Origin of the sequence: Vibrio minamisatsumaniensis (assembly GCF_050337445.1) — a bacterium.
GTDB classification, from domain to species: Bacteria; Pseudomonadota; Gammaproteobacteria; order Enterobacterales; family Vibrionaceae; genus Vibrio; species Vibrio artabrorum.
Genome location: NZ_JAKJSY010000027.1, coordinates 40,324 through 51,920 on the forward strand (window position 1 = coordinate 40,324; position 11,597 = coordinate 51,920).

Here is an 11,597-nt window from a genome sequence, read left to right on the forward strand (position 1 = left end):
TATGTTAGAGGTATTTAAAGACGTTGATACAAAATAAAAAATTTAACAGTGATGTAATTCAAGTTTTTGATATTGTTATCTACAAACGTACCATTAGTAAAAGTAGGGTTTTTGCCTCAAAGGTGCCACTTGTTAACGCCCTTTGGCAGACCCTATTTCAGTGTCAATCAATGTTCGTCGAAAAGAATTATTGGTATTTGGTGTTTGTGACTGGGCCTTGACTTAAGGTATCATGGCAATAGATTCATCTATTTAGATAAATAAGGTTATCAAACATGAATGTTCTAGTTACAGGTGGCATGGGTTACATTGGTAGCCATACAAGTATCCAGATGATTAACGCAGGCATGACGCCAGTACTGTTTGATAACTTGTACAACAGCAAACCAAGTGTTCTTGAGCGTATTGAAAAAGTGTCTGGCGTTCGCCCTAATTTTATTGAAGGTGACGTTCGTGATAAAGCGCTTTTGATTAAAACCATGAAAGAACATAGCATCGAAGCGGTAATTCATTTTGCTGGCCTGAAAGCGGTCGGTGAATCTGTCGAAAAACCACTTGAGTACTACGACAATAATGTTAATGGTTCGCTAGTACTGGTTGATGCAATGCGCGAAGCCGATGTGAAAACGTTGGTGTTTAGTTCGTCTGCTACTGTTTACGGCGATCCCGCTAGCGTTCCGATTACAGAAGACTTCCCAACAAGTGCAACTAACCCTTATGGGCGTAGTAAGTTGATGGTAGAAGAGTGTTTAACTGATTTCCAAAAAGCCAATCCAGACTGGAGCATTACACTGCTGCGTTATTTTAACCCAGTCGGTTCACATCCAAGCGGAGAGTTGGGAGAAGACCCACAAGGTATTCCCAATAACTTGATGCCATTTGTCTCTCAAGTTGCGGTGGGGCGACGCGAGTACTTATCTGTATTTGGTAATGACTACCCAACGGAAGACGGTACTGGCGTTCGTGATTACATTCACGTTTTGGATCTATCTGATGGCCATATTGCTGCACTTGAGAAAGTAGGGCGTAAAGATGGTCTTCATATCTACAACCTTGGCACCGGCAATGGTTCAAGTGTTTTAGACATGGTAAAAGCATTCGAAAAAGCAAGCGGTAAACAAATCCCTTACAAACTGGTTGAACGTCGCCCTGGTGATATCGCGGAATGTTGGGCCGATCCAGCAAAAGCTCAAAAAGAGCTGGGGTGGAATGCAACGCGAACCCTGAGTGAAATGACCGAAGATACCTGGCGTTGGCAATCAACAAACCCTAATGGTTTTCCAAGTTGATTTAATTTTAAAGGATGTTTAAAAGCATCCTTTTYTGATCTAAATCGTTTAAAGTGTCAATGACAGTGTAAAAAGTGTCATTCTGTATTCGGTATGCTATCATTCTCTCAAGTTGTGTATTTAATGTTAATTTTCTTTGGAGTTAATCATGGAACTCGGTCTAATCATCACTTTCATTATTGCAGCCGCAGTAATGGTAAAAAAAGAAATGACAGCGAAATAATTTCACTTATCACCTTTTTTATACCACTTTTAGTGAAATAGATAAAAGCCAGCATTTAGCTGGCTTTTTAGTCTCTGCGATGTAGTTTATTGAATAAATTAGAATTCGTATTTAGCTGAAATGCCGTAGTTTCTTTCTGCTTGCGAGTTCTCTTTGTAGAGCTGAACGTCGCCACGAATATCGTTCCAACGATAGTACTCTTCGTTAGTCAAGTTGAATACACCACCACGAATAGTCAGGTCCTTCATTGGCTTGTAGTAAGCCGTTAGGTCAACAACCGTAGCACTCGGGAGTCCAGTTTGACCCGCGTTGCCACCGCTTTCGTCATCGAAGTTAATGTCTGAACCAGACTTGTTAGCCGTGTAGTTTAACTTAAGGCTAGTCCCCCAGTTTTGGTTTGGCGCATCGTAGTTAAGACCTAATACAGCATTCCAAGGGTTTACACTATTTAGTGCATGACCGTTTCCATCTTCACCTTCTGTATATGAAGCAGCGAAGTGAGTTGAAATTCCCTTTGGTGCACCGACCAAAACATCCCACAGTAACGTGTTGGAGAATTCAACCCCCTTAATTGTTGCCGAATCTAAGTTAACGTTAGAGTAGTGTGTTGTTCCGCCCACTTTTTTCGTGACCACATTTTCGATGAAGTCATCGTAATCACTGTAATAAGCAGCAATTTCAGACGACGAAGCCTGTGTATTATGACGGTAACCTAGTTCATAAGAGATACTGGTTTCAGACTTAAGATCCGGGTTGGGGTCATTTACGTAACCATGTCCTGGGTTGTCATACGTGTAGTACAGTTCATCGAAAGAAGGGGCTCTAAAGCCTTGGCTAATTTGGCCAAAAAGTGTGCCTGTATCAGTAATTTTGTATGTTGAGCCTAAACGTCCAGTTACCGCAGAATCTGAGAAATCAGTTAATGATTCTGCGGTATTATTACCAGGGTCCGTTGAGAAGTAGTCAAAACGAACACCTGGAGTAACAACCAGTTTGTCGTTCATTAAGCTAATTTCGTCTTGAACAAACAGGCCAAATTTTTGCTCTTTCGCATCAGGAGTGTACACATAAAGCTGATCAGGGGTCGCAGGATCAGAATTATACTCCATGTTGGTATTGCTGATATCACTATGAGTATATGTTGCACCGTAAACGAGGTAATGGTTGTTAATCTCTTTATCTAACTGCGTTTCGACCTCAAGCTTATCTTCGGTGTATTCATAGTCTTTCGTTTGCAAGTTATCGTTGTTCGCTGGCACCCAAGGTGGCATACCTGGCCCCGCTGGTTTAAAACGCTTCGTCACACCATTTTCTTCTTTAGATATGTATGACACCTTACTTGTTACGGTGTCAGCGATAGCACCATCAGCGAACCAAATGTGTTTAATCGCAAATCGATTTTGCTCTGTATCATCTGCACCCGTGTAGCTATCGTAGCTTGAGTGATAAATATCAGAGTCTGAAGCATCTTTGATGAGCTCAGCGAGAAACTCAATACGATGGCTTTCATTCAATTGATATTGCAGTTTTACCAATAGGTTATCCGCTGATGTGTCTTGATTTTCTACTGCGTAATTCTCTAAGTTATTAGAGTCACGGAAGTTTTGCAGCTCTTTACCGTCACGGCGAGTGTAGGCAACCAATGTTTCTAAATCACCAAATCGATTCGCTAAGGCAACATGCTCACTGAAAGCGTTATCTTCTGAAGAGTAAGACAGTTTCGCGTGGCCACCGAAGTCTCCGCCCGCTTTCAAGAAATCAGCAGGGTCTTTCGTTTCAAAGGCAACCACACCACCAATAGCGTCACTTCCGTGTAAACTTGAAGCCGCACCTTTGATAATTTCGACACTTTTGATCATGTCAGGATCGATTGAAATACCGCTAGAGTTAATAAATGCGTAAGGACCACCGTCAAATGAGCCTGGTTGAGAGGACCCATCGACCAAAATCTTAACGCGTTTGCCTTCTATGCCACGAATATTGATAGTCTGCGCCCCTTGGCGAGGACTCGAGTTCATCGTGATACCTGGTGTGTATTCGAAGATTTCGTTCACATCTTTTGCCATGTTCTCCTCAATTTGCTTATCAGAGATAACCGTCACAGAGGCCGCGGTATTGATAAGAGTTTGATTCGTGCGAGTTGACGATACAACAACCTCGTCAAATAGGGCATAATCTTCAGCGAAAGCTGATGTTGATGAAAGCGCCAAAATGATTGAAGCTGAGAGTAGGGATTGCTTATACATCGAATAGTTACCTTAGTTTCATAGTATTATCGTGGTCTGTGATTTATAATATTGGATCTAAATGATAATTACTATTATTTGTATTTGCTTGTTTTTTGAATTGAATCAATCCATGGATAATGAGTGAGCTTAAGTAACTGTATCCAATGACTTTTTACAACGGTATTGATTTTCTAAAGGCTTGTATTTTTGTGAACTAAATCTCATTTTAATAATAGGAAAGCTATGCATAGTCCAATAACACTTGAAGCACTACACATACTCGATGCCATCGATCGTCGGGGAAGTTTCGCCGCTGCGGCAAATGAAATGGATAGAGCACCATCATCGCTGAGTTACCAAATTCAGAAATTAGAGCAAGACTTAGATATTATGATTTTTGACCGTTCTGGACATCGAGCGAATTTTACAGAAGCAGGCCAATTGATACTTGAGCAAGGCAGAGTAATTCTTGGAGCAACAGAACGGCTCGTTAATGAGGCGAGCATTCTCGCCAATGGTTGGGAGTTGGATTTAACCATTGCCTTTGATGGTATTATTCCGATTACTCACTTTTTTCCAATGGTCGATGAGCTTGGAAAAATCAGTAAGACACGCGTTCGTTTACAAGAAGAAATATTAGCGGGCTGTTGGGAGGCGCTTATCGACGATCGTGCCGACTTACTCGTATGCCCAAAGGTTGACACCATTCCTAACGGTCTTAAAAGTGACGTTATCGGTAAAATGGAAATGGTTTGGGTTGCAGCGTCAAACCATTATGTACACAAACGCTCTGGTGAATTTAATCAAAAAGCAAGGGAAAGTTACAGGGTTATTGCCATTGCGGATACCGCTCGTGATCAACCAGCATTAAGTATTAATATTTTAGAAAAACAGCCACGGCTAACTGTGACAAGCTTCCCTGCAAAAGTAGAGGCTCTGATAAGTGGATTAGGGATTGGTACTTTACCGACTAGCGTTGCTACACCTTTAATTGAATCGGGCGTTCTACAGCAGATTTCGGGAACAGAACCACAGCCGATCGATATCGTTATGGCTTGGCGACGCAACAAAATGGGCGACGCTAAATCATCGTGTATTCAACACCTTAAAAAGACATGGTCACTTAAGTAATGGCAATACCATGTCCGCCGTACCGTCTTCAAAACTGATCTCTAACTTAAAACCGAGTTTTTGAGCGAGTGTTAGCATCCCTCTGTTTGTCGGCATTGTCATACCTGACATCTGCTTGGTCTGTTTGGCTCGGCAGTAGTCGATTACCTTAGTGAGAAGAATTCGACCTAAACCGATACCTTTGAGATCAGAACGTATTAATATCGCAAACTCTGCGTCGGTATTTTCTGGATTAATCAAGGCTCTCGATACCCCGATAATAGCAGGAACGCCTTGTTCCTTACGAACAACCACAAATGCTATCTCTCGATCGAAATCGATTTGAGTGAAATTGGCCAATGCCTCATGATTAAACTCACCAACATCACTAAAGAAACGTTTATAGAGATCTTCTTTAGACACACGGCTAATGAAGTCAGCATGAAGCGGTTCATCTTCCGGTAAAATAGGGCGTAGCAACACTTGTGTCCCATCTTTTAACTGGATTTGTTCTTCAAGCTCAACCGGGTAAGGACGGATAGCAAGTCGCTCTTGAGGGTCTCCTTCGTAAGCTTTCAAGATAATATCGGCGTCTAAAATGGTAAACTTATCTCCATTAGCCAGTACTGGATGGATATCCAAATCATGTATCTCCGGACAATCAACCACCATTTGCGATATACGCACCAATAATTCAGAAAGTCCCGCAATATCGATTGGATTAGGGAGTTTTTGTAGGCGGATCTTGCCACTTTTTATCGCCCGAATTATCAAGTAGCGTGCCAGTGTCATGTTTAGCGGTGGGAACGCAGCGGCGGCATCAATAGACTCATCCCACTCTGAACCGCCTTGGCCGAGTAAAATTATGGGGCCAAAAGTTTGGTCTGTAATGACTTTAACACGCAACTCTTGGCCTCCTGCAAGCTTCGCCATACCTTGAATTAACAGACCGTGGATATGGGCAGTAGGGAACGATAATTGAGAGCGATCGAGAATTGCCTGAGCTGCATTTGCGACTTCATTGCTGTTTCGTAGATTCAGCATCACACCTTGTACGTCCGACTTGTGCGCAATATCCGGTGAACGCAATTTCACTGCAACGGGATAACCAATGGTTTCGGCAATGTGTACCGCTTCACTCGGATCAGATGCGATCCAAGTCGGTAATACATCGAGATTGAAGCTCTTGAAGAACTGGCTATTTTGATGAGTATCAAGACTAACTGTATTTTTATCCAGTAGCTGTCGTTTTATCCAATTTTTCGCATCCGCTAAGTCTTCAATGTGTACTTTTTCTGCCGTGGTCGGCGTTTCCTTCAGTTGACGTTGGTTACGTCGGTACTCGACTAAGTGCATGAATGCGACCACTGAGCTTTCAGGTGTTCGATAGGTAGGGAAACCCGCTTCGGTAAACCGCTTTCGTGCTGGCCTTGCTGTTAGCTCTCCAGACCAATTGGTCAGGATGTTAAATCGCTTATGGCGAGGGTGCTTTTTAATGGCTTCAATGATTCGCTCTGCGGTTTTAGTTGAATGTGCAATGGCTGAAGGGCTGTGCATGATCAAAATCGCATCCGTTTCATCGCCGTCGAGTAAGATGTTTATGGTGTCGATATAGCGTTGATCACCAGCATCGCCAACAATGTCAATAGGATTGCTATGAGACCAACTTTCTGGCAAAACCTCGTTCAATTTTTCGACTGTCTCTTCTGATAGCTCAGCAAGCTTTCCACCACGGTCAAATAAGGTGTCGACCGCCATAATAGCAGGACCGCCGCCATTGGTAACAATCGCCAAGCGCTCGCCTCTCAAGGGCACTGAATGAGTCAGAGTTTCTACCGCAGCGAACAGTTCATGTAAGTTTTTAACTCGCAACATGCCGCTGCGTCGAATGGCTGAATCATAGATAATATCTAATGTGTCGACACCGCCGGTATGGGCGATTGCAGCCGCTCGCCCTTTAACAGTTCGTCCACCTTTAAGCACCAGAATTCTTCGATTACGCGAGGCGGCACGTGCTGCAGAGATAAAGCTTCTTGCATCTTTAATACTATCAAGATAAAGCAAGATTGCTTCAGTGTGGGAGTCGGTGCTCAGATAATCCAACAATTCCGAGAATTCGATATCGCCGCCATTACCTATCGAGATAAACGCCGAGAAACCGATCTCTTTATCATTTGCCCAATCGAGAATCGTAGTACACACGGCTGCAGATTGTGAAACAAACGCAATTTTACCAGGTAGAGCCGTGACAGGAGAGAAAGAGGCATTGAGCTTTAACCATGGAATAATAATGCCAAGGCTATTTGGACCAAGCACACGAATGTTTCGCTTTTTTGCGATCGCTAGGCATCGGGATTCAAAGGTCTCACCATTGTCACTGATACGGTGCATGTCAGATGACATAACAATGACAGACGCGATACCTTTCTCCGCTAACTCATCAAAAATCGCGATATTTCTCGTTGCATTGGTACATAAAATAGCAAGATCGGGCACGATAGGCAGTGATAAAATGTTCTTGTAAGAAAGTACGCCTGCAACAGAGTCATATTTAGGCGTAACTGGCATTACCGCACCTTTAAAATCCCCGTGCAGCAGATTATTCATAACGATATATCCCGCTCGCGTTTCTTGTTGAGAAGCACCAACCACAGCGATTGAGCGGGGTTTGAGTAGGGGATCAAGATGATTCATAGACATATCCTGGCAATGCGCGTTAGTTCATCGTAACCCACTTTTCAGTTGCAGGTTGATGTCAAATACACCGATTTTAGAATAATAAGCAAATATGGCATAAAGTTTGTGAAATAGGTCACCCACTAATGATGTATAATCTCAAAGTTAACTTGATTCTGAACCGACGTATCGGCATGATTTATAGTAATTATTATTAAGGATATAGAGTTTCCTATGAAAAAATTTGCAATTGTGACTTTGCCACTGTTCTTGGCTGCATGTGTGTCTGGCGATTACGTTACAAATGTAACTTCAGATAGTTATCAAGAAGAGTACAAAACAGCCAAAGTTGAAGCACCCGTTGTATCTCAATCTGAACAAACGAGTGTTGTTGAAGAGAATGTTGAACAACCTGTTGTCAAGACCGCGCCGGTTGAACAAAAAGTGACTCAAACAACGGCAGTTAAGCCAGTTGCCACTGTTGTAGGCCCAACCAAGAAACAACAAGAGATGAACCAGCGCTTCGGTTACACCGTTCAAGTGGTAGCGGTAGGCACCCAAAATAAAGTCGACTCTTTCGTAAAAATGCTCCCGATGACACAGCAACCTGTTTGGGAAAACTACAAAATGGTTAATGGCACGAAATGGTTTACCGTTCTTTACGGTGACTACGCTACACGCTTAGATGCTAAGAAAGCCATTGCGACCTTGCCGGCCACTTTCCAAAACTTGAAGCCGTTCGTTAAGAGCATTGATGATATCAAAAACTCTGAATACCCGACGCTTAACAAGTTGAACTAAGTTTAAATCGATATAGAGGGAGCACATGCTCCTTCTTTTATTTTTAAGACAAACAGTTCTGTTTAATAGTTAATCGCTCGATCATAAGAACGCGATTTTCGTGTTCAAAACACTGTACCTATTTCGACTTTTGTTTATCATTGCAGTCAGTATTCCTAGTTTCAAGGACCGAATTTACCCATGAACACCACAAACATCCTTTTACTTTGCGGCGGTGGATCTTCTGAGCATGAAGTGTCCGTAGTTTCAGCCAATTATCTTTATGCTGAACTCAATAGCGTTGCAGATTTTAATGTTTTAAGAGTTGAGATTAAGAGTGAAGGTTGGTGTCTTGATTCGGGAGAGTTAGTCTATCTTGATATTAATAACCAAACTTTATGTGGTAACAATCTCAAATCTAAAGTCGATTTCATCGTGCCTTGCATTCACGGTTTCCCAGGGGAAACGGGTGACATTCAATCTCTGTTTGAAATGGCCAAAATCCCGTATCTAGGTTGTGGACCTGAAGCAAGTAACAACAGCTTTAATAAGATCACATCTAAACTATGGTATGACGCACTTGGTATTCCAAATACGCCATACTTGTTCTTATCTGACAACACAGAACAAACGCACTTACAAGCCACTCAAGCGTTTGATACTTGGGGAAAAGTTTTCGTAAAGGCAGCTCGACAAGGTTCTTCTGTTGGTTGTTATCAAGTCAATCAAGTTGAAGACTTAAGCGAAGCGATAAACAAGGCGTTTACCTTCTCGGATCAAGTACTTATTGAACAATCAGTGATACCGAGAGAGCTAGAAGTTGCAGCTTATGAAATGGATGGAGAACTTCACATCAGTAAGCCGGGTGAAGTGATTGCCCCAAATGGTGCATTCTATTCTTACGAAGAAAAATACAGCGCCAACAGTCACTCTATCACCGAAGTGGAAGCGAGCAACCTAACCGACGAGCAACGAATGTTGATTGCAGATAGCGCGCGTAAAGTCTTTACTCAAATGAAGCTTCGTCACTTGTCGCGTATTGATTTTTTCTTAACGCAAGACAATAAGATTTACCTCAATGAAGTCAATACCTTCCCAGGTATGACACCAATTTCAATGTTCCCGAAAATGGTTGAAAACGACGGTTATAAATTTAGCGAGTTCCTAGAAAATTGCGTTAGAACCAGCCTCATTTAGTTCGTCTAAACTTAACGTATCTAAGATTACATAGTGCCTTTTTGAGTTTATTGCCAAGGCACTATCGCTTTAAATTTCATTTTTTCTTTTTCGGCTGTAGCGACGTGCCCAACATATTGCGCTGGCATTGCTACGCTAAGCCAGCGTCCAAAACTCTGAATTTCTCTTACCTTAAGGCCTTGTTTCGATAACTCTTGCGCAGCACCGACACGAATTGAATTTCCTGAAAAATGATAATTCCCTGGCAGACTAAGCAGATCACTCGCATTTCTCAATATCCTATAGATAGACGAATCATCTAAAGGTTGAAGTCCAATATTTTCATGCTTGTCTATTGCGCGAAACAATGGGAGGTCATCGTCATTACCGGCAAACGAAAGCCACTGAAGCAGTGAATCATTGGCCCTTTTTGACAGCTTATAAGCCGCATGTTTGATGGTGATTTGATAACCTTGATCGCGACTTTTAATATCTCGCATCGATAGCGCTTTAAGCTCTGAACGCTTTAAAGCACACTCAAACATCACATTGTAAATAGCAATGTCACGAATTTCTTTTAAGTTTGCGTTTTTATGTTTAAGCAGCGAATTTAATTGAGTAAGGTGTGCTGATGTCATGGCATGGGTTTGCTTAGCGTCACCAGCCATTCGAGCCTGTAAGTGGAGCAGAGTAAAGCGGACTTGCTTATGCTTTATTGGGTTGGCAAAGTTTAGCACCGTATGTAATAAGCTCAGTGTTGCAGTGTAACGTTTAATAGATGCAAATTTTCTAATTTGGGATTCAGTTTCGAGAAAACGACGAACGGCAGTAATAGAGGCTGGAAGCGTATTGATACTATGTTTAACACAAAAGGCATGATAGCGGTTCCAGTCATTATAAATAGCTAACAATGAGTTGCGAGAATACAGGCACCCTGTTAATTCATCAATAATTTCAACGCTCGCTTGGCTGTTCAGTTTGTCAACAAAAGCATTAATTATTACGGTTTCGGTTAAAATAGGGACTTTTTTTCTCAAATTACTGTACCTCAGCAGCTATTTTAACCATATTATTCTTGATATGATGAAAAGTATACTTATGATTAGTGTAGTGAAAACAAAAAGATGATTAATAGATATGGCTAATTCAATTTATCGCAACATCCATTTGCAATCGATAGATGCCAATAACACAATCTGGCAAGCTAAGTTAAAGAAGAATGTCATTCAAGGCAATCTCGCGGCCGTAAAAAAAAGCATCGATTGGTGGATTGATACTGCATCTATTATCGATCCTAAAGAGTTTACAGCGTTGAGTAAGCCTAGAGGAACGGGTGGAACTGAGATCTTCAACGGCTATCAAATTAAGAATGACACCGGTGAGCCGAATGCGTGGTATTGCATGTTTAATGGGCGCCTAATTAAAGGTGGAAAAATGGCAATTCAGCGTCATATAGAAGCTTACTTACTTGCTAAACAAAAAGCAGAGCAACAAAAGAAATAATATTATGAGCCTTGTATATTCAACAGAAACAGGTCGTATCACACCTAAAGAAGAAAAAACCCAACGCCCTAAGGGTGATGGCATTGTTCGAATCCAAAAAGAAACAAAAGGTCGTAAAGGCAAAGGGGTTTCAGTCGTTACGGGCTTAGACCTAGATGATGCTCCGTTGAAACTAATGGCGGCAGAACTTAAAAAAGTTTGCGGCTGTGGCGGTTCAGTTAAAGATGGTCATATTGAAATTCAAGGTGATGCTCGCGATAAAATTAAAGCGCATCTTGAAAAGAAAGGCTACAAAGTTAAATTCGCCGGCGGTTAATTATCTTTCACTAATTCCAGTGAGACAATCGAAGATTATGATCACTGGATATTAGGTATTTTATGGTAAATACCTAATATGGTTAAATAGACAGTATCAGAATACCGATACTTCAAAGGCAGGGCATATATGCAAAAAAGAACTGCCTATTTACCATTGAAATCAATTTAACATAACGTACATAATACGCACTAAGGCGTAAGTTCTTTCTGAGGGCTGTCTAGCTGCTCTTGAGCCTGAATCTGTGGGTAGATTCGAATAAAGCTAAGCATGCTCTGTAACGTCTCAATTTCTTC

At 41.8% G+C, this 11,597-nt stretch carries 9 protein-coding genes; 6 read left to right on the plus strand and 3 right to left on the minus strand.

What is annotated here, in order from left to right; all coding sequences use genetic code 11:
* The first annotated feature begins 275 nt into the window (after positions 1–275).
* On the plus strand, positions 276–1,289 hold the full coding sequence (galE, locus tag L4B77_RS07940) for a UDP-glucose 4-epimerase GalE (RefSeq protein WP_429749625.1): 1,014 nt from the start codon (positions 276–278) through the stop codon (positions 1,287–1,289).
* A 321-nt stretch (positions 1,290–1,610) separates the two neighbouring features.
* On the opposite strand, the gene L4B77_RS07945 is transcribed toward galE, so the two are convergent.
* The gene (locus L4B77_RS07945; protein ID WP_429749627.1) at positions 1,611–3,758 is read right to left on the minus strand and encodes a TonB-dependent hemoglobin/transferrin/lactoferrin family receptor; all 2,148 of its coding nucleotides are present in this window, start codon (positions 3,756–3,758) and stop codon (positions 1,611–1,613) included.
* Between the two features lie 225 nt (positions 3,759–3,983).
* Between L4B77_RS07945 and L4B77_RS07950 the strand changes: the two genes are divergently transcribed.
* Positions 3,984–4,871, plus strand: a complete 888-nt coding sequence (locus L4B77_RS07950) for a LysR family transcriptional regulator (protein WP_429749629.1) — start codon at positions 3,984–3,986, stop codon at positions 4,869–4,871.
* Here L4B77_RS07950 and L4B77_RS07955 read toward each other — a convergent pair.
* On the minus strand, positions 4,860–7,544 hold the full coding sequence (locus tag L4B77_RS07955; RefSeq protein WP_429749631.1) for a bifunctional acetate--CoA ligase family protein/GNAT family N-acetyltransferase: 2,685 nt from the start codon (positions 7,542–7,544) through the stop codon (positions 4,860–4,862). The genes L4B77_RS07950 and L4B77_RS07955 overlap by 12 nt on opposite strands.
* Positions 7,545–7,760: 216 nt before the next feature.
* Here L4B77_RS07955 and L4B77_RS07960 point away from each other — a divergent pair, with 216 nt between their 5' ends.
* On the plus strand, positions 7,761–8,327 hold the full coding sequence (locus L4B77_RS07960) for an SPOR domain-containing protein (protein WP_429749633.1): 567 nt from the start codon (positions 7,761–7,763) through the stop codon (positions 8,325–8,327).
* 180 nt (positions 8,328–8,507) lie between these two features.
* Complete coding sequence (locus tag L4B77_RS07965; protein WP_429749635.1) at positions 8,508–9,503, plus strand: D-alanine--D-alanine ligase; 996 nt, start codon at positions 8,508–8,510, stop codon at positions 9,501–9,503.
* Positions 9,504–9,550: 47 nt separating this feature from the next.
* On the opposite strand, the gene L4B77_RS07970 is transcribed toward L4B77_RS07965, so the two are convergent.
* Positions 9,551–10,519, minus strand: a complete 969-nt coding sequence (locus L4B77_RS07970) for a tyrosine-type recombinase/integrase (protein ID WP_429749637.1) — start codon at positions 10,517–10,519, stop codon at positions 9,551–9,553.
* A 100-nt stretch (positions 10,520–10,619) separates the two neighbouring features.
* On the opposite strand from L4B77_RS07970, the gene L4B77_RS07975 reads away from it, so the two are divergent.
* The gene (locus tag L4B77_RS07975; protein ID WP_429749639.1) at positions 10,620–10,985 is read left to right on the plus strand and encodes a DUF3319 domain-containing protein; all 366 of its coding nucleotides are present in this window, start codon (positions 10,620–10,622) and stop codon (positions 10,983–10,985) included.
* 4 nt (positions 10,986–10,989) lie between these two features.
* Positions 10,990–11,301, plus strand: a complete 312-nt coding sequence (gene yciH, locus L4B77_RS07980) for a stress response translation initiation inhibitor YciH (protein ID WP_429749641.1) — start codon at positions 10,990–10,992, stop codon at positions 11,299–11,301.
* The last annotated feature ends 296 nt before the right edge of the window (positions 11,302–11,597 follow it).